This is a genomic window from Candidatus Bathyarchaeia archaeon (assembly GCA_035283685.1).
GTDB lineage: Archaea > Thermoproteota > Bathyarchaeia > Bathyarchaeales > Bathyarchaeaceae > DATETJ01.
On the sequence record DATETJ010000002.1, the window covers coordinates 518,395 to 537,861 of the forward strand.

Annotated in this window: 14 protein-coding genes; 8 read left to right on the forward strand and 6 right to left on the reverse strand. The window is 46.3% G+C overall.

The window, feature by feature from the left end; all coding sequences use genetic code 11:
- The first annotated feature begins 4 nt into the window (after positions 1-4).
- The 3 genes from VJ249_02860 to VJ249_02870 are packed head-to-tail and all read left to right on the forward strand — an operon-like array spanning position 5 to position 5,010.
- A complete protein-coding gene (locus VJ249_02860) occupies positions 5-2,866 on the forward strand; it encodes a hypothetical protein (GenBank protein HKZ93509.1) in 2,862 nt (953 codons plus the stop codon).
- Between the two features lie 25 nt (positions 2,867-2,891).
- Complete coding sequence (locus tag VJ249_02865) at positions 2,892-3,953, forward strand: hypothetical protein (protein ID HKZ93510.1); 1,062 nt, start codon at positions 2,892-2,894, stop codon at positions 3,951-3,953.
- A gap of 22 nt (positions 3,954-3,975) precedes the next feature.
- Entirely contained in the window at positions 3,976-5,010 is a 1,035-nt protein-coding gene (locus VJ249_02870; protein ID HKZ93511.1) for a hypothetical protein, read from the forward strand.
- Between the two features lie 195 nt (positions 5,011-5,205).
- Here VJ249_02870 and VJ249_02875 read toward each other — a convergent pair whose 3' ends face one another.
- Positions 5,206-8,073, reverse strand: coding sequence for a hypothetical protein (locus tag VJ249_02875; protein HKZ93512.1), 2,868 nt, complete (start codon positions 8,071-8,073; stop codon positions 5,206-5,208).
- 655 nt (positions 8,074-8,728) lie between these two features.
- Between VJ249_02875 and VJ249_02880 the strand changes: the two genes are divergently transcribed.
- Complete coding sequence (locus VJ249_02880; protein HKZ93513.1) at positions 8,729-10,615, forward strand: glycosyltransferase family 39 protein; 1,887 nt, start codon at positions 8,729-8,731, stop codon at positions 10,613-10,615.
- 29 nt (positions 10,616-10,644) lie between these two features.
- On the opposite strand, the gene VJ249_02885 is transcribed toward VJ249_02880, so the two are convergent.
- The 5 genes from VJ249_02885 to wecB (VJ249_02905) all read right to left on the reverse strand — a co-directional run bounded on the left by VJ249_02885 (position 10,645) and on the right by wecB (VJ249_02905) (position 15,470).
- A complete protein-coding gene (locus VJ249_02885) occupies positions 10,645-11,076 on the reverse strand; it encodes a hypothetical protein (protein HKZ93514.1) in 432 nt (143 codons plus the stop codon).
- A gap of 150 nt (positions 11,077-11,226) precedes the next feature.
- A complete protein-coding gene (wecB, locus tag VJ249_02890; protein ID HKZ93515.1) occupies positions 11,227-12,306 on the reverse strand; it encodes a UDP-N-acetylglucosamine 2-epimerase (non-hydrolyzing) in 1,080 nt (359 codons plus the stop codon).
- A gap of 81 nt (positions 12,307-12,387) precedes the next feature.
- Entirely contained in the window at positions 12,388-13,716 is a 1,329-nt protein-coding gene (locus tag VJ249_02895) for a phage terminase large subunit (protein HKZ93516.1), read from the reverse strand.
- Positions 13,703-14,071 carry a hypothetical protein gene (locus VJ249_02900; protein ID HKZ93517.1) on the reverse strand — a complete coding sequence of 123 codons (369 nt, stop codon included), beginning with the start codon at positions 14,069-14,071 and terminating at the stop codon, positions 13,703-13,705. The genes VJ249_02895 and VJ249_02900 overlap by 14 nt, the downstream gene beginning before the upstream one ends.
- Positions 14,072-14,369: 298 nt before the next feature.
- Positions 14,370-15,470, reverse strand: coding sequence for a UDP-N-acetylglucosamine 2-epimerase (non-hydrolyzing) (wecB, locus tag VJ249_02905; GenBank protein ID HKZ93518.1), 1,101 nt, complete (start codon positions 15,468-15,470; stop codon positions 14,370-14,372).
- 171 nt (positions 15,471-15,641) lie between these two features.
- Here wecB (VJ249_02905) and VJ249_02910 point away from each other — a divergent pair, with 171 nt between their 5' ends.
- The 4 genes from VJ249_02910 (at position 15,642) to VJ249_02925 (ending at position 19,345) form a co-directional block, all read left to right on the forward strand.
- Positions 15,642-17,771, forward strand: coding sequence for a hypothetical protein (locus tag VJ249_02910; GenBank protein HKZ93519.1), 2,130 nt, complete (start codon positions 15,642-15,644; stop codon positions 17,769-17,771).
- Between the two features lie 108 nt (positions 17,772-17,879).
- Positions 17,880-18,167 (forward strand): hypothetical protein, encoded by a 288-nt coding sequence (locus tag VJ249_02915; protein ID HKZ93520.1) that lies wholly within the window; start codon positions 17,880-17,882, stop codon positions 18,165-18,167.
- Between the two features lie 201 nt (positions 18,168-18,368).
- Positions 18,369-18,668, forward strand: coding sequence for a winged helix-turn-helix domain-containing protein (locus VJ249_02920; protein HKZ93521.1), 300 nt, complete (start codon positions 18,369-18,371; stop codon positions 18,666-18,668).
- A gap of 104 nt (positions 18,669-18,772) precedes the next feature.
- Positions 18,773-19,345 (forward strand): ECF transporter S component, encoded by a 573-nt coding sequence (locus VJ249_02925; protein ID HKZ93522.1) that lies wholly within the window; start codon positions 18,773-18,775, stop codon positions 19,343-19,345.
- Positions 19,346-19,467: the final 122 nt, after the last annotated feature.

Consider the following 19,467-nt stretch of genomic DNA (forward strand, 5'->3'; position numbering starts at 1 on the left):
CGCAATGAAAAGAACCGATTGGATCGTTCTAACACTAGCTTTATCGACCGCACTTCTTTCCCTCAATATTGTAGTGCAATCTCCAGTTATTGGAATAATTGCATCCATCATCTTCATTGGCGGCGCATCGGCGATTCTTGGCAGATGGTTCTTCACATCTGAAAACAAGGCATTCAGATTTGCTTTAGGAATGCTCACGCTACTGATGCTATTATCTCTTACAGGCGCGGCTTTCGTCATCATGGGTAGTTTCACAGAACCAGTTTCGCTATTCACGTTTCTCGCCTTGTATGTTGCGTTAACAATCATGTTAAGAAGGCTGGAAGAGAAGGGTTCAGCAGAGGTCGATAGCTCATCTGACGCAGAATTATCAACGAAAGACACAAAGAACACTTTCCGATCTTTTGTTTCCCTCTTGCCTTTCGCATCATTCGTGACTGTTGCCTTTATGCTTCTTTGGCTTGCACGAACAGGCGAGGGCGTCGCCTCGGTGTGGCTAACAATTCCCAGCATCTTCGGCGCGATGTACTTGATAAGCGGCTTTTCTCTCTTTGTTGTTGTCTTCTCCAACCGGCTCGGCAATAACGTCAAGTTAGCCTCGATTTGCTTTTTCTCATTGTTGTCTCACAGTCTTTTCCTGCTGGTTTGGTATCCGGGCAGATACGGTGACCCGTGGTCACATCTAGGAGAAGTAAGATACATCGTCAGAACGGGGATGCCATATGCACATTCCTGGATGCTGCAAGAATCCTTGTGGGTTGATCTTCTGAAATTCCGGGGATTCCACTCGCTCGTCGCATTCCTTGAGAGAATGCTGTATTTTGATTTGTACTGGATTTACATTCTTCTCGTTCCCGTCCTCTGGTCGGTTTTCACCCCTCTGTTGGCGTACAAAACAGCCGCTACTCTGGCTATCAAGAAAAGCAAGATGTTCCCATACCTTGCCGCCTTGGCGACACTTGCTTTTCCTACACTCATCGCATGGGGAGCGGTTTCCGTACCCAATTCTCTGGGCTTTGTATTCTTCTTCGCGTCAGCTTTGCTTGCCCTTATGTGGATTCGCCAAGGAGACAAAAAGACCTGGCTCTTGGCTGCCTTGGCAGCGCTTGCTTCTTCCTTCGCTCATCCTCAAGCCGGGATTTTTGCAGTTATGTTCCTTTTCCTCGCAACTGTCATTCAGAAAACTAAACGAAAAGTTGTCTGGGTCCTCTGTCTTTTGGTACTATTTGCGGTCTACCCAACAGCTCTGCGTTTCCAAGACGCAACATTCGCATCTGTTGGTTTGTATCAAATCAACAATTTCCTAAACTTTCAATCCGAAATATCCACGCTTCTTCTAATATTCGGGTTAGTGGGCCTGATTTTAGGAATTCGCGGAAAATACGTCGATTCGAAGACCACGCTGCTTCTATTCTGCTACTATGTCATCATACTTTTCGAATACTATTTCACAAAATATGGCATGGCTAACCTTCCTTATGGCCCAGTTAGGATCCTAGCAATGGCGGATTTGCTCTTGGCGCCTTTAGTGGCGTTAGGTTTCTGGGCTCTTATCACTTCCATGAAGAGAACTATCCGGCAAACCACTGTACCTCCCCAAGCTTTTATGAAGTTGCTCAATGTGAAGTCTAGGTCGCGTTTTAGCAGTCTAATCCTTATTGGACTGTTTCTGTCGTTTCAGTTCACAGCCGTTCTGTACCAAGCTTATCCGCAGAACGAATTAGTTAAAGTTCAGCCTTCTGTTTACGAGCTTGAGGCCATACGGTATATTGACTCAAACGCTCCCACTCGTTACGTGGTTCTGTGCGAGCCTGGATTCGCGAGTTTAGCGATTGGATTCTTGGGAACAGATTATGGCTATCTTGGAGGTGGAAAAGGACTTTTCGGCTATCCTGAATGGTGGTATCCCACCGTTCAAATGTATCTTGAAATGACCAAGAATCCATCCATTGGCATTCTCAAAGAAGCCATGAACTTCACAAATGCTGAGATGAGTTTTTTTGTGATTTCCGAGAGAAACCCCGATTTTGACAAAATCGTGGCGCGTTCCTTGGACATCTTTCCCGCCTATCAAGCTTTTGGCGATGACAAGCTTTACGTGTTCTGGTATCCTCTTCCAGTCTTTGAGGAAGACGGGCCTTCGGTAAGGGTTGTCTTTGATGACGGTTTAGGAGGAGAACAAAACGTTACAACCAAGCTCTCCTACATGATCGAGAGCGAAATTAACTCCACGCTCACACTCATTGGATATACAAGTTACAGAGTAACCAGTTTTCCGACCCATTGGACTTTTCTAGATCTAAGGATAAACAGCTTGTCCAGTGAATTTGATGGCACGAGCGATGTCAACTCGTTCATATATGTTCGCGGGCTTCAAACAAGCGATGTGGTCACATTAAAGTGGCTTTTCAACCGGCGTTACACGAACGTTGGATGGAAAGAAGACTCGTTTAAAGGTCGAGTGTGGAGTCAAGGACCGTACTATAGCAATATTACACCCATAATCACGACTGATGGTAATGTATTGAGCATTTCGTTTTCCCTCACCCCTGATTCCTACCAGTACTATTACCATTCAACATCCGTCGACCTTTCTACAACTGACTACCCATATCTGCTGATGAGATGGAGAGCGGATCAACCCGTAGCGGTTTCGGCAATCTACTTTGATGCAGGAGGGTCATACGAAATTATACAGTTTGGGAGCATGAGTACAGAATGGAGTTCGATCATCGTGACTCTTCCGCCGAACGCTTTCGTACGGACAATTATGGTTGGATTCAACAATGCACGCAACCAACGCTTGTCAGGACCAGTCCAAATGGAAATAGACTATATACTCTTTAGTGCTAGATCAACACCATAGCGCAACTGAACACTCCCAAGGTTGTGTGAGCACGAAATCACTGATTCTTGGCGGACTTAGACTCCTCGTAGCCATGCCATTCTTCAGCTTTTCCTCTCTCAAGTCAACTCTATATCGAATGCTTGGCGCAAAGATCGGTACACAAGTGAAGTTTGGATCAGGCGCCTTCATCCAGGTTTACGATTTCAAGAGACTTACAATAGGCGACGGTGTCGAGTTTGGTAGGAATGTCAGAATCAGCTGCGACGCCATCGAGATAGGAGACGACACTCGCGTAAGCCATGGCGTCGTCGCTGTTGGGCCTTCAGCGTTGAAAGTTGGAAGAAGCTGTTACCTTGCTCCGAAAGTGTACATCGACCTGAACGAAGCAGTCATCATAGAAGATGACGTTGGCATTGGGGCAGACTATATTTTCACCCATTCTGTTTGGCATCCTGTAACTGAAGGCGGACCTCGCAAGTTTGCGCCAGTGCATCTAAAAAAGGGCGCATGGATTCCCGCAGGGGTCTTCATAATGCCTGGGGTCACCATTGGCGAGCGAGCCACAGTGGGTGCTAGGTCGCTCGTTATAGACGATGTGCCTGATGGCTGTCTCGCTGTTGGCGTTCCAGCGCGGGTTGTCAAAACGGCGGCCGAAAACTTCACGCAGGTTTCATCAGAACAGAAAGATCGACTGGTTCGTGGCATTATTGACGAGTATTTGAAAGTCATGGGAAAATCGACCAGAATTACTGAGAATAGACATGCCGATGGCGATCTTGAGGTAATAGAAATCGAAAGCAGAGGCAAAGGCTTTCTTAAGAGAACGAATAGTCTGGTTTTGGTTTATACCTCGCAGGTTCTAGATGATTCTCTTCTGGAGCATTTAAGAGCGTTCTGCAGACGATTTAACTCTGTGCTCCTTGTTTCGCTTGGGCCGATTCCCCAAGGCATTCTTGACACCTTTCGCGCGTCCGAGCTCAAGAACATGGTCTGGTTTAGTATAGCGAGCAAAGTGCGCAGGAAGAGTTGGAACCCAGACGCTGTGGCGTTGCATAATTTTTTCAGGAGTCATTATGGCATCAGATTCAAGTTTTATCAGGCTTAGAGTGACCTTGGTGCTCAGGTGAATGATGATTAACCAACAATCAAAGCAGCATCACGGCATTGTGCTGGACGTTTCCAAAAACGAATTCGACCAAGGCAGCGCTTCTTTTGGTTCGATTTTTGTCGATGACGACGATCCACGTACAAAACTACTCTTTTACTCCGGCGCGTTGAATGGACAAATGACGAAATCTGGCATAGGGTTAGCCACTTCAAAAGAAGGATTCCTATTCCATAAGGAGAGCAACGAACCAGTATTTCGTGGAGACCTCGGCTCTTTTTGCCACTTTCAGGCTTTGGTGCCAATTGTGATGAAGGTCAAGCATCGATTCTACATGATCCTATCAGGAAAGCCATCTCCAAACGAGCCTCGAAGAATCGGCATGGCTTATGCTGACGATCCCAAAGGCCCATGGCACATAATCGGTGAGCTGATTAGACCTGGACAGTTTTGGGAAGGAAATGGCATAGATAACGGATGCTCTGTTGCAAGGATTGATGAAGAAACAATACTAGTGTACTATAGCAGCATTACCTCGCCCAAAACCTGCGATGTTTTCACCTTTCTTAGACGTTATCCTGTTCGGCGCATAGGAATATTGAAAATACGAATCCGCGGGACATCGCGCTCAAACATAGAGGCTATGCGATTCTCAGGCAACCCACTTAAGCATTTGAACGGTCAGAAAGGCACATGGAATGAGTCTGTATTCTGCCCCGGGTACATTAAGCTAAATGACTTGCATCTCTTGTTCCCAGCTACCTCTACCTATTCGACAGGATTTCCATACAAACAATACATAGGATTGGCCACAAGCAAATCACCACACTTTCCAAGAGAAACACTCAAGGTAAGGAAACTGATTGATGGGCCCCTAGAGAAGAGCAAGATAATGCCTGGCATACAAAGCGAAATTGCTTTGGACACAGCCTCACCTTATCTAGACGCTGGGAAACACAGACTTCACTTGTACTATTCTGTTGCTGATCGAGCAAACGAATCTTGGAAAATAGCCCTCACGACGTTTAGCACGGAAGGTGATCAACTAGATCGGTAACACGCTGTTTCCTGTAAAATGTAAACTCCGTGATCTTCTCTGTTGGGCAGAACTTCGGAAAGGTCTTTTTCGAAAGTCGGCTTTTCATCATAACCCAACAAAATGATCTTTTATGACTTGATGAGTCTTTCACTGCACAACGTTTTTATGGTCAATGGTAAGCACGAGGCGAACACAACAGCCAACTCATGAGAACTAATGCTTCAGACTCGGAGAATTTTCAGTCTTGGGCTTCTTTCTCCGAAATCTCAAGAGGTACAGAGTCGCCGCAACAATAACTGACGATAGCATGACTAGTAGACCAACGAACCACAGCAGTGGAATGGGCAACAATGAAACTGTGTAGGTCAAAAATGAAGTCTGCACACGGTTTCCAGCCTTATCAACAGCCATTACGAAGAACGAGATCGTAGTACCGCCACTTTGTCTTGGAATGCTCGCTGTCCATATGTCGCTTTCATTTCTCATTTCTATTGCCTGCGCTTGAGCGGAGCCTAGAATGTCAGTTCCAAAGAAGTAATAAAGCGTAACATCTTGTACCCCGCTTGCGTTCGGCGGCTCTGTCACCACGAATCTAACCTCAGCTGGCTGACCAGCAAGCGGATTACTGTTCCAATCAACTACATCCACTTCTGGGACATCTTCGTCGACCACATCATAGTTGTAAGTTTCAGTTTTGAGCCATCTACCGATGTCCATCAAAGCGTATACCTTGTACATAACAGCAGATCCGTAGGGTCTTGCCGGGATTACTGCGATGAAAACGTCATTTTCCAACGTCATCGTGACATTGAACCAGTTGGTGCTAAGACTGTAACTCAAAATAGCCTCATTTATGTTGGTCTCCAAAGCTGAGAAATTCGCTCTTATCGTCACGTCAGTATCGTATGAGGGGTTTGTTTGGTCAACTATCCAAAGCACCCCGACCTCGAAACTGACATGACCGTCTGAAATGGCCCAGAATTTCAGCAAGCGGGACTGGAAACTGAAATTGTAATTCCACTCAGCATCAAGAGTAAGTATGTTCCAGTTATCCTTTGCAAAGCGTCCAGCTTGAGGGATTAGCAGGCTAACAGAAACATTCATTCGGGATGTGGCGTAAATAGAAATGTTAAGGCGATAACCATCAAAACCAGCTCCTACCACCTTGAACCTTGAGTCGACGACTCTGAGGCTCGGGGCTGTTCCTAAAGTCACCTTGATGTGGACTGTTGCCTCGCCTGCAGGAATGCGAATAGAATGCTCATCGAAATAGTGCCATCCAACGCCGTCAACTGAAACCTCTTGAATTGTCTCGTTTGCGTTGACCCTTAACCAAATCATGCCTTTGCCAATGTCGGATACTCTAGGGATCGCCGAAGCGTCAACGTCGAATTCAATCATCGAACCATCTCTCCAAGCATTGTTTATTCGGACCCACTTGTTGCCGAAGTACAATCCTGCCTCAATTAGTGGCACAAATCTAATGTCGGGAATTTCAGAGGAAAGATTGCGGACAATTGTCTGCAGACTATACGTTCCCACTTCATTGCGCCTAAAGTTTCTTACATTGTAAATGTAACCCGGAAAACCGTTTAGGACAGCTAGAGCCCATTGATCACGAGATGAAAAATACTCTGCATGAAGAGCGTCTTTAGCTCTGGAGACATCTGCATTGATCTGGGTAAAATTCTCATATAATACGCTCACACCCACTGGTGCGCCTTCGTGCAATATTACGTTCTGGACAACTCGTAAGTTCCACCAGTCGCCAGTGTTCTTCTTTAGATCTAACAAGTACAGATCTCTAGCCGTTAACGCTAGGAGCGTTGTTTCATTCCAGCTTTGAGCTATGATTGTGCTGAAAAGATCCATACCTAATGTATCATAACTGGTTCTGACATTGTCTATTAGTGCCTCAACCTGACTTTGAGTCATTGTACTAAGGGGCCGGTTCCTCATGGATGAGCTGTATTCCCAGTCTCCATATTTGCCTTGCAACTGATTCAGTATGTTAGGCACTATTCTCTGCCAATAATCAGACTCGAACGTTTGAGGTATATCTGTAAACCCAACCGTCGGGCCTATGTTGAATGCGTCCACAACCGCGTCGAAGTTTCCAAGGCTTGCGTTCAGGTAGGGTTCATCCCATCGGGCATCGCTACCAAGTCCGTCAAGTCTTACATTCGCCAACGGTTGCGGCTTAATTACGGTATTCACATCTTTGCCCAAGGCATAAGCTATCAGAGAAGCCAAAAGGGCGGATCTTCTGGAAGTATCGGCTATCCCAAAGTATTTTATTTGATTAGTAATCGGTAGTTCCGCGTAAATATATGATCCCTGAATGTAGATTCCAACAGCTCCAGTTGCATTCCTATAAAACGTAACACCGCTTGTTGAAACGCCATTCTGCGTTGTAAACTGATGAATCACTTCAGCTTCGTTAGTCGGCTCCACAATCATTTGGTATTGCGAGAATGGATAAGAACCTCTAACATAGTCGAAATTATCCGGCAGCCCTGGGATCAAGTCACTTACTCGCGCAAATGTTCCGTTGTTATGGAAATGGGTAGCGCCCAATGTTCTGAGGTGATCAACTACTACGATCCCCAGCCTTGTCTCGATTGACAGCAGAGGTTCGCTAAAGAAGAAGTCATTCCACAGATTTCCATTAGACTGGTTCACGAACAAAGCGTTGCCAATCACAAGAAGAACGCCAGCGTAGTTTGTGAAATGTCGAATCTCCTCAAGTGAGACACTAGTCGGCGGTTGACCAAAATAGCCTCCGTGAAGAATTACGGCGTCATATTGATCAAGATTTGCTGTCTTAGGGTCTGTCAGATAGTCTGAAATGTCTCCAGAGTCGGAGGTATGTTGAGTAACATTAAACCCGTATCTGGCAAGGTCAGAGACTAGGTAATGTCCACCCTTGAAGTACACGTTGCGTGGAGAGACAACCAAAACGTTCACGTCGTGTGGAGTAAGCGGGGTCGAACTAGAAGCGCCAACGGTTTCTGGCGAAGACAGGAAAAGAAGGGGCATAACTAAGAAAATCGCAATTAGCGAAGCAACTACCTTTCTCATTTTGGTCCTCTAGTCCCTCCCCCCCACTGGATTGGGGTCTCCCATACACATAAACCGACTCTCCTAAGGCGTACATATACGTTATTCTCATAAACCTAAGACAACCGTTGTCAAAAGTGACATTACTCTGCTCGCACTGCATTATAAGATGATACGTACATGGAAATCTGTGAAAGCCCGCGGGCAGGCGTCTAGGTTTCATGATTCTCCTGAATCAGCTAAGAATATAAGAGTCCACCTGTAGTGTTAAAAACAGCGCAACGGAAATGCAAGTCTATCGGTGATCTTACTCTGCAGCTGAACAACGTCGAGAAAACAATAGGCACTGATCAAAGATCAATCTTTACCCTTATCTCATGCTCCTTGATCGTTACAATACACCTCAACTTAATCGCTTTACACTCTCCTGCCTTAGGACTCATTGTGTCTAGCATATATTTCCTCATTAACGCGACGTTCTTAGGACACGCTTTTTTTAGGAGAGAAGAAGCTTTGGTTAGACTAACGTTCGGCGTCATGTCGTTGATAATGCTTCTGAGCTTCATGGGTTGGCTAGCGCTGGTAATCTACAATCTTGACCCAGCTAGCACTTCATTGGTTCTTCTAGCGACATCCTTGGTCTCCTCTTTGTCCAACAAAAGGATGAGACACAGAAATGACTGATGAACGCGCATCGCCAAATAAGCCCTTGAGAATCTGCGAACTTCTATACATTGTTCTCCTTCTCGCCTCTGCTCAATTGCTTGTTGCCTCTAGGACTGGAGAAGCTCGAACCGTATGGGAGCCAATGCATCCTTGGTTCATTCCAATGCTTTTTACTTCTACCCTTGTCCTGTTTGCCATACTTCTCACTTCTGAAAAGTCTTCCATCAAACTAGTTCTTGTCATATTACACTCAATTCTGCTACATTCTTTCTTCTCAGCCACATTCCCAGCCGGGGACACTAGCGGCCAGCAAATGTATCTGGGAAGAATAAGGTTTGCATTTGACAACATCAACTATCGGGAGTGGCTGCCCCCCTCAGCCACAAGTTTTCCAGGAACCATCACCTACTGGCTCAGAGGATTGAATTTTCAAGCTAGCCTCAGCACAATTCTGGCCAGATTGTTCAGCGTCGACATTTTCTGGGTGCATCTGTTTCTCGTGCCTGTTTTGTGGAGCTGTTTCATGCCCGTTGCTTCATACTTGATCACTAAGACTCTTGGCGGCAGTGAAAAAGCAGCAACTCTCTCAAGCCTACTCCTGTCCGCATTCCCCTATGCAACTTACTTTGGAGCAATCTCGACTCCTAACAGCTTGGGATTCATACTTTTCTACTACGCTCTGTACTCTGTGCTGAGGTACCTATCTTCAAGTACCGCTAAAAATGCTCTTTTGATGGTTGGTTTCTCGGCATCGTCATTTTTAATGCATCCGCTAGCAGGACTCGTGTCTTTTTCACTTCTTGTATTAGCATTGGCGTTCGGGTCATATCAAAAGGACGTAGCATCCTTTCCTAAAAAAGCCCCTTTGATTGTTGTCTTCCTCTTTTGCGCGAGCCTCTTGCCCTTGTCTCTCACCTATCTGAGATTTTTCGGTTTCTCAACGAACGCCTTTTTCACTTTAGAAATAATCTACGAGTCATCTACTCAAGAAATCATCGGCTTATTCCTACTTGGCGAACTCATATACGGATTTGACCAGAAAATTGTGATTCTTGTGATAATAGGACCTATACTTGCACTTGCCACGATGCTATATCTCATATACCGAGGGAACGGAAACCCCGAAGCAACCGCTCGAAAACTTCTCCTGTTTATGTTCGCGGCATTCACCCTCATCTTAATCGACTACAGAGTGCTCAGGATTTTCATGAGCGGTCTTCCCCTGAACGAGGAAAGACTTTGGGTGTTTCGAGATCTCATCGCAGGACCCTTTGTCGCTCTTGGGCTTTCCGCAATGGTTTCACGTCTGCATGCCTTTGGAGAGCTTTCGGGCTCATCAACATGGAAAGTTTTGAACTTGAACAAGTTGTCGAAAGCCAAGTCATTTCGTGTTTTGACCATTTTCGTAGCAGTAAACGTCGTTGCTCCCTTCATCTTGTCAGGCTGGCTCACGGCATCGCTTCGCGCTGCGTATCCTGAATATGCACCACTGCAGGTCACATCATACGAACTAGAGGCCGTAAAATACCTTGCAGACAATACGACGGAAAACTACGTGGTGATAGGAGACCTGTATACCGTTTACGCAGGAGAAATGATTGTTGGGATATTCAACCGTGAAGCTTTCTTCTTCGGAGAGTTCGACAAGAGAAGAGAAGATTTGTTTCAGCAAATGCTGAATGAAACCACTCATCAAGTTCTGGTTGAAGCCATGAATCACACGAATGTCGAGACCAATCTTGCTTACTTTATCATAACCAAGCCTAGGTTGGGCTCTGAATACGACCGCGTGGTCAAGCAAGCTCAACAGAACAGTCTTCAAACATTTAGAGTATTCTACCATCCCGAAGGAGAGGAAAAACTTCGCGTCTTCTTCTACAAGAAAACAGATGCTTAAAATGAGAAGATGACGCTCGAAAGTCCTTTTCAGGATCCTTGGATCATCACAGTTATAGTATCCATCCCAATGAATTGGGTCTTGTCTTCGAGCTGCCCTTTAATGGTCAAGTCCAAGTGGGCGCGTTGGCCTCCCATATGGAGCAGCCTGTCCCACAGATACTCTATCACGCGTTCGGCGTCAAACTTGACCATCAGCGCGTTGTCTTCTCTATTGCTCCAAGCTATCCTGAACAAGTCGTCCAAGAGGATCGACTCGGGATCAATGTCGCTGACGTTGTAGCCTTCAGGTAGCTCTATGTATCCCGTGATCCAATTTCCCTTCCTGTTTAGGTTCAATGTGTCTGGATCGATGTCGATCGTAGCATCAATCGTCAAGGCTTTGCCCGATGGACTTATAACCTGAAATCCCACCAGTGCAATAATCAAGGAGCACATTATAGCCAACATTAATTTGTTCATATTTCCTTCCTCTCCCTAACATTGCAATCGTTGATTCAACTATTCATGGAAGGAGCGAATATGCGTTACGGAACATAAGTTCTAGAAGTAAATTCCACAATGCTCTAAGTCTGTCCTAAGAAGCAATGTCCTTCTTAAGACCACTACTAGCTATAGCATGTCTCTGTCCAGAAGGATTTTTGCGATTTTTCGGCCAGCCGTTCCATCTCCATAAGGAGATGTTTCAGCCATGCTACCCGGCTCCTCGAGGGTTTGCTCCATAGCCGTCAGGATATTCTGCTTTTTCACTCCCACCACTTTCGCAAACCCTGCTTCAACCGCCTCAGGTCTTTCAGTAGAAATCCTAATCACAAGCGTTGGCTTGCGCAGAATCGGCACCGTGGCCTCTTCCTGTATTCCACCCGAGTCAGTGATTATCAAATCACAGTTTTTCATTAGGACCAGGAAGTCGAAATAGCCTACAGGCTGCAGAACCTGAACGTTCCTCGACTTGGAAAGCTGCTTGAGCATTTTCGCCTGGCGAAGTCGCTTTCGACTTCTTGGATGAATTGGGTAAACCACAGGAATAGGAGCCTCTTTAAAGGCCTCCGAAAAATCCTTGAGCACAGCAGGATCATCCACGTTCTCCGCCCGATGCGCCGTAGCCAATGCATAGTTCTTAAAACGAATTCTGTCCATGATGGTTGACTTTTTCTCCGCCAAGGGAATGTGTTGCATGACCGCGTCGATAACTGTGTTTCCCGTCACATATACCTCGCCCCACACATTCTCTTTGAGTAGATTCTTTTCAGCGACCGTTGTAGGTGCGAAAAGAAACGTGGACATGTGATCAACTAGCCGTCTGTTGTGTTCCTCGGGCATTCGTAAGTCAAAGCTTCTTAGTCCCGCTTCCACATGACCTACAGGAAAATTCAGTTTCAGCGCGGCGAGCGCCGACGCCAACGTTGCGTTCGTGTCGCCTTCCACAAGAACGACTCGGGGCTTAACTTTGCTTACAACCCGCTCTATTACGGTGAGGATTCTCGCGGTCTGGATGCCTTGTAAACGAGTCTTGACTTCGAAACCATAGTCTGGTCTCGGCAGCTCAAGTTCTTCAATAAACTGTTGGGACATATTGTAATCATAGTGCTGTCCGCAGTGGACAAAAACAAAGGGGAGGGAATTCTCACTCAAAGCACGTATGATTGGAGCCATCTTGATAATTTCCGGCCTCGTGCCTACAACGACCATACAAGTTCTCGTGTTTCTGATCTCTTTCACAGCTCCTTGGGCATTCTTTAGCTCAGGTCTTATTTGAACCACATTTCTATTCTAGCCCCGAGCCACGTATAAATGCGGTTCTGGTTCCTTCTCCCTGGCGGCGTACACAGCTAACGCCAGAGCCCACAATTGATCATCATGTGTTCCCGAAGGATGATAAAATGTCATTACACCTTTTTCTTCAGGGCTTTCACTCGGCTTCGCCTTGCCAAACCTGTATTGCTGCTCATTGATTTGTGAGAGCAGAGCTCTATCCATCGGAAGTGTCAGTTTCTTCTGCTCCATTCTAGTCTGCAACAGAATCATCATATCCTGCTTGATTTTGACGGTAAAAGTCAACCCGTCAATTTGAGAAGCAAACTCCTTTATCTCCTCCACCAAGCTTTCCCCCACTGCACTCTGGTCAACAAAGCCTTTCGCTATGTCAAACTTCTGATTCAACCTGCGAATGAAACCAACAACTTCAGTGTAAGTTGTGCCCAACGGGAACTGTTTCAGAAAGACAAGCCTAATTCGCTGTTCCTCCTCCTCTCTCATCAATACCACAACGCTATAATCAACTCTTTTACCAAAATCAGCGCCCAAGAAATATGTCCCACGTATTTTGCCTTCAGTCTTCAACTGATCCGCGTCAACAAGATCATAGTCATCCACACATTCACGGATCAAATCTTGACTGAAAAAACTGTTCTCGTCCTCAATGAATTCCGCCTCATACTCCATCTTGTACCTTAACTCGCCCATATCTCGCCTCTGCTCTTCCAGGAACTCCTTTGAGATTCGTGGGCATTCCTCCGCTTTAACATGCTGACTCCAATAATCTGGATTCTTAAAGCTGCGATAAAAAATGTGATCGCGACCCCAAGGCGTACTCAACATAATCGCCGCCCCATCCGTAGTCGCCAGCATAGGAAAAATAACACTCGCAATAACATCTTCCGGCATGAAAGCGGCTTCATCCATAACCACCAAATCCGCCGTATAGCCCCTCAACGAAGCCCCATCAGGGCCACAGGGCAGAGCGATAATCTGACTTCCATTTCTGAAGTGAATCAAAGTTCGGGTCGACTTAACCACTGACTTCCGCAGCATCGGATGAGCCGCGACAAGACCTTCAATCACACCGAACATGATCATGCTCTGCCTCAGACCACGACTCACAATGAGCGTAGTCTTAGAATTTGTGAAAGCGAAATGAATGACCTTAACTGCAATAGCCGTTGTCTTGCCCGTCTGACGCGCCCAACAAGCCACAATACGTTTGCTCTTAGAGAGCAATAACTTAGACTGATACGGAAAAGCATGAAAGCCTAAAACAGCTTCTGCAAAAACCACAGGATCCTCACGGAGCTTAACCCTTAACGAATCAAATCCTTCCATGGGTATGCCGTCCCCAAATCATCTTCGTCTTAATGACCATTAGAGCAAGTCTCCTCGAAGCGTAAGTCTTGGGAACCCTTGACTCCACAGCTGACAGGTAGGAAGCCAAATCCAAATCAACTGCTGACTTACTTCCAATCTTATTCAAGGCTTCAGCAACGACAACTAACGCCTGAACCTGCCGAGTCAAAGAGCGACTCCAACGCAACTTCATTTCACCTCTAACTTTCTTCGCCTGCAACTGCCTCACAGTTAACTCAATGCTCCGCTTCAAATTCTCAGCAGCCATCAACAACAACTCCTCAGAATTAGACCGCTCCCCACGTCTATCAGAGGCTATGTTGTCTTCAACCATTCACAAACCCTCCACAATCAAAGAAGATGCTGTACTTCGTTGTTTCAACAAGCATCAAAAAACTAAACACAAACTTTTAGCTTAAACGACAAAAAGGAAAAAAACCTTGCCCAGAGACGAATGAAACTAAACTCCCAAAAACACCCAACAAATCACTTAGAAATCACTAACAAATCACTCCACGCCAACCTCGAACACAACCCAAAACAACAACCAAACCAAAAACAAAACCCAAAACACAAACAACCACACAACACACAAAACAAAAAAAATTTCACCAAATCGAGAGAGTCAGACCTCACTTTCTCCTCAATACCTCTGCAACAATTCTTTGTGAGGCTTGGCCATCACCAAAAGGATTCTTCAGCTTTCGAAACTTATTTTTCACGTCGGGTGATTTCATTATTTCTCTGGCTGCTTTAATGATTCTTGCAGGGTTGCTTCCAGCTAGGATGTTCGAATGTATTCCCACAGTCTCCGTCCACTCTGTGGTATTCCGCAATGTTATGCATGGCGTATGGAGCCAGAAAGCTTCCTTTTGTAATCCACCGGAGTCCGTGAAAACCATTTTCGCATGTTCAGTCAACTGCAGCATTTCATTGTAGCCAACTGGGTCGATGAGCTTCATGTGACCAGTCGCCTCAATTCTCTTAAGTAAGTCTGCATTTGCCAAACGTTGTCTAGTTCTTGGGTGAACTGGAAAAACTACGGTCAACTTGCTCAAGATCATCATTGCTTTCACTATCCGTTCAAGCGTTGCTCTGTCGTCTACGTTTTCCGGTCGGTGAAGGGTCAATGCAGCGTATTTTTCGCTTCGAAGTCCGAGTCTCTTTAAAATGTTGTTTTTCGATGCGATTGGCATGTGTTGAAGCAGTGCATCGTACATGGTGTCGCCTGACACCTTAATGTTCTTTTTCGGCAGCCCCTCGGTGGTCAGGTTTGAGGCACAGTTTCGGGTTGGCGCAAACAATAGTGAGGAGCAGTGGTCTGTTAGGCGGCGGTTGATTTCTTCAGGCATTCTCGTGTCGAAGCTTCGGGCGCCAGCTTCCACGTGAGCCACGGGCAAATGAAGTTTCACGGCTGTCAGCGCACCTGCTATTGTGGAGTTTGTGTCGCCTGGCACCATGACCATATCTGGCTTATGTGCCGCGATTGTCTCCTCGAGTCTTATCATCATGGTGCCTGTTTGCCACGCATGGGTGCCTGAGCCTACACCCAGATTGGCTAAAGGTGCTGGTAGTTCCATTTCATTGAAGAAAATTTTGGACATCTCAAAATCGTAGTGTTGACCAGTGTGGATTAGTTGAAGTTCGATTTCTTTGTGATTCTGAGCTTCGCGGATTATCGGCGCTGACTTGATAATTTGGGGACGTGCGCCTATCACAAGCATTAGACGCATGCTGGCTCTCCTTGTTGACGCATTGAGTTTCTGTACACAAAAGGTCTTTGTCGTACTAAGGTTTTGGCTTCGAGTCAACCATGGCAAAGCTTAAAATAGACACTGCGGAAAGGATTCACAACTTCGGACTTGCATACTTGGTTTGGGGCAGACTGCATTCGGGAGATCGACATGAAAACTAATGCGTTGAAAACCTTGACACTTTTTCTAGCTCTGACAAGCGTGCTCTCAGCCTTGGAAATATTTCCAGGGCCAAGTGTGATGGCGACACCCTCGATCTTGCTTGACCCAACAAGCGGCCACGTGGGAGACATTGTGGCAGTGACAGGGACGATAGGTACAGTAAATGGAACTTTCACGATAAGATGGGATCAGGCCAAAAACCTCACTACGGGCAAAGCTGTTAGCACCCAAGTTACCACATCAATTGCCATCCCTCCGACTAACGCCTCGCTTCCAGGTCGAACTATTCTTGTGGAGCTGATTGACAACAACGCTACCATAGACAATGTAGGTTCAACTACCTTCACTCTTCGCACAGAGTTCATATTACAAGTGGAGACTCCGTTACCGCCAGAGCAGCTTCAGCAGGGCGCCACAACAAGCATAAGAGTCAACGTCACTGGAGGGGCACCCAACACGGTTTATTCTGCAAACGTCACAGTGAAAAAACCGGCTAATCAAACTAACCAAGCAATTGTACAACTTTCAAACACAACCTCAACAGGCTCAGGCGGAGCAGTCAAGACCTATCCAAACGACTTCAGCGCGCACACAAACCTCACTGGAACATATTTCGCGGCTTTCAACGACACAATTGCTGCGACGCAGTTCTCAGTGGGCTTGACTGACAAGACTGTGTATCGCAGGAATGAGAACGTCCAGATTCAGGCTGCTGGATACGAGCCATCAGAAGTAGTCACCGTGAACGTGGAGACTGGGTCATCGTCTGTTTCTGGATTTCCTAAGAACTTCACAGCCAACGCTGGCGGACTCGTTACGCTGTCTTGGAAGGTTCCCGTGAATGCTACACCCGGAACTTATCACATTTCATTTGCAAACACAACTTCGACCGGGACTGTCAAAACGCCAAGCGATGCTCAAGACTTCAACGTTACTGGGGTAGTATGTCTTGTCCAGGCGAAGAATCTGGCGGCTGAAGCGGTTGAAGGCGCATTAATCGAAGTTTACAATCAGACTGCTCCAAGCGTAGTCCTGGTGAAAGGAAACACGAACTCAACGGGCTGGTTGCGGTTCAATCTTGACGGTGGCAACTACACTTTCAAGGGTGTGATCAGGAACAAGGAGGTAGGTCTACTCTTGAACCAGACGATAAGAGTAGACACGCAGTTGGTCTTTCCGCTTCGCTTGGTCAATTTCCTGACAACCGTTAAGACAGAAGATGATGTGGCGGTCTCGTTAATCGATATTGCGCTAAGGTACAACTTCACCACACGAGACAACAAGACAGCGACAGATGTCACAAATGGTCAAACCAATGCAACCGGGATGGCAACGCTCAAAAATCTATTCACAAACACCGCGTATCAAGTCGAAGCCTCGCGGTATGGCTTGCTCTTCAGTAACACATCGGTAAGCGTCGAGTCTCAGCCCGCATCGCCTTGGGTAACCCTTAATCTTACCTTGCCGACCCACGAGTTGAACGTTCATGCTTTAGATTCCAAGAATGGCGATGCTGCCGGGATCAGTATCCACGCTTATGAATGGACTTCGGGAGTCACGACGCCACTTGAGTCAAAGGAGACGAGCCTGAGCGGCGATGCTTTCTTCTCGTTACCGTTCGGAAGATACATACTAAGGGCTTATAGGGGCGAGGATCTTCTCAGTGAAACTGTACTAGACCTGATCAAGCCTTTGGCGTTCACTTTCAATCTTGGAACATTGAACGTTGATGTCGCTGTTTGGGTTTTCGACTTTTTCGGTCAGCCGATGGCGAATGCTGAAGTGAGGATTGAACGCCCGACTGATCAGGGTTTCGTTTTGGTTTCTAGCCAGACCACGGGTGGCAGTGGCTCGGCACGGTTTGTCTCTTTGTTGGGTGGTGACTCTCGGGTATCGGTTTATTTGGCTGGCAAGCTTGTGGGAGTCAAAACGCAGTTCTTGGGAGCAGGGTCGAATGAAGTGGCTTTCAATGTGGGTGAGTATGTTGCATTGATGGGTTATCCGATCGCTGCTAGCGTTTTTGTCCTAATGATCTTCATTGTACTCTTGATTGTTGTTTTGCTCGTCTTGACTAGAGCGCGCATTTTGAAGGTTTTGCGAAAACAAACCAAGCGGTGAGTTCAAGAAAACTTTATTATCCACATTTCACTTTAGCGATCTGTTGAGGAACGGTTAGAGAAACAACACTTGGAAATATGAGTTAGTTTTCACGACGAGGTGTTGGTTTTGGCTGGAGTTCAATATTGTTCTCCAAAGTGTAGCTTGTTCAGATGCGGCAAGAACGCGATGATGTATCGTGGCGATGCAATCTGGTGCAGATGGACCGAGGATAACTGCGATGTTGTCAGCTGTAACTTTGCCACATGTGTAAAACGCCGTTTGCTGCCTCATGGCGTGTGTGGCGAAAGCGTTAGAAGAAAAACTGTGGAGACAGAGCCTGAAAAAACCACGATTCCAACCGTGAGGTTGAAGGGCAAGGCTTTGCGAAAACTTGGGGAAAGAGAAATCTTCTAAGAAACCCTTGTTTAACTGTTGAAATCGTCCCCTTGTGATCTCCGTCGGTCTGCTGCCACGTATACACCGTAGGTTCGGTATCCCGTCATGATGGATAGATTCATAACAACTGTGCCTGTCCAAAAACCTCTGCGTGAAAAGTGAGCAAAAATGTCATAAATTAAATGTGAAAATACTAAAGAAGAACGGAGTGAATGCCCGATGTCAAATAAAGGTGAGCTGAGTCAAGAGCAGCTGTCCGTTGTGTTCAGTGCCTTGGGGAATCCGGTTCGGCTCAAAATTCTTGCAATAATCAATGAGACAAAGCGTCCACTTCACATCAAGGCAGTTGCCAAGGCTCTGCAAATGGACTATGCTGCTGTCTACCGTCATGTGGACGTTTTGAAAAGGGCGGGGTTGGTGCAGATCTTTGAGGTGGGGCGTTCTCGTGTCCTGTCACCGTTGCACCCTGATTTGGTAAGAGAAATTCTCTCACTAGCGCAACAGATAGAGCACGAATGAGTGTTGCGCAACTCTATTATGACTTTATAGACATAAAAATTCAGACAAAAAGTTAATATAGTTTCGCAACAACACCAAACGCTAAAAGTGAAGGTGTCGGCGATTTGACTCAGCTTTACATTAAGCGAAAAAGCGTCTTCATTGCAGGGACCGCCCTTTTGGGCTCAATGGTGGCTGTCCTTGACTGGGCATTCAAGATTGGAGGGCTGAAAATCCCTTTTCCAATTCTACCGATGCTCAGATTTGATGCGCTTGGTGTCCTGATGCTGCTCTCATACTTTCTTTTTGGCTTCCTTTCTGGAACTATAACCGGGTTGGTGGCGTGGGGAAGCATATCTTTGCGGGATCCAACTGGGTTCAGCGGGTTCATGAAGTTTCTCGCTGAGTTCTCCACGATTGTTGGTGTTTATTTGGTTTTGAGAGCTCGCAGACCTGCCAGTCGATGGTGGAAGACTTTGTCCATGGCTTCTGGCGTTTTGGTGCGCGTGATTGCCATGGCTGCTGCAAACTATCTTCTTCTTCCAGTCTTTACAACAGCCCGGATTGAAGTGGTGGTTGCTTGGCTTCCGGCGATAAGTATCTTCAATGCCATTCAAGGTGCTGTTAGCGTTTTTGGCGGTTTTCTATTGTATGAAGCTGTCATTCTAAGATTGCCGTCTTTGAAAGTGAATGGTTGATTTCGACCAGACACTTTCTAATGTTTCGAATGCCATTTTGATCCATTTTTTGATGTTGCTCGGGTTTCTTATTTATGTTGTAGTAAGACGCAAGATTTAAGAGAAGGACCTTTTACTACATG

What these genes read in the sequence shown, in the direction of transcription:
- VJ249_02860 (HKZ93509.1), top strand. Translation starts at nt 5, where the DNA reads ATGAAAAGAACCGATTGGATCGTTCTAACACTAGCTTTATCGACCGCA.
- VJ249_02870 (HKZ93511.1), top strand. Translation starts at nt 3,976, where the DNA reads ATGATGATTAACCAACAATCAAAGCAGCATCACGGCATTGTGCTGGAC.
- VJ249_02875 (HKZ93512.1), bottom strand. Translation starts at nt 8,073, where the DNA reads ATGAGAAAGGTAGTTGCTTCGCTAATTGCGATTTTCTTAGTTATGCCC.
- VJ249_02880 (HKZ93513.1), top strand. Translation starts at nt 8,729, where the DNA reads ATGACTGATGAACGCGCATCGCCAAATAAGCCCTTGAGAATCTGCGAA.
- VJ249_02885 (HKZ93514.1), bottom strand. Translation starts at nt 11,076, where the DNA reads ATGAACAAATTAATGTTGGCTATAATGTGCTCCTTGATTATTGCACTG.
- wecB (HKZ93515.1), bottom strand. Translation starts at nt 12,306, where the DNA reads ATGGTCGTTGTAGGCACGAGGCCGGAAATTATCAAGATGGCTCCAATC.
- VJ249_02895 (HKZ93516.1), bottom strand. Translation starts at nt 13,716, where the DNA reads ATGGAAGGATTTGATTCGTTAAGGGTTAAGCTCCGTGAGGATCCTGTG.
- VJ249_02900 (HKZ93517.1), bottom strand. Translation starts at nt 14,071, where the DNA reads ATGGTTGAAGACAACATAGCCTCTGATAGACGTGGGGAGCGGTCTAAT.
- wecB (HKZ93518.1), bottom strand. Translation starts at nt 15,470, where the DNA reads ATGCGTCTAATGCTTGTGATAGGCGCACGTCCCCAAATTATCAAGTCA.
- VJ249_02910 (HKZ93519.1), top strand. Translation starts at nt 15,642, where the DNA reads ATGAAAACTAATGCGTTGAAAACCTTGACACTTTTTCTAGCTCTGACA.
- VJ249_02920 (HKZ93521.1), top strand. Translation starts at nt 18,369, where the DNA reads ATGTCAAATAAAGGTGAGCTGAGTCAAGAGCAGCTGTCCGTTGTGTTC.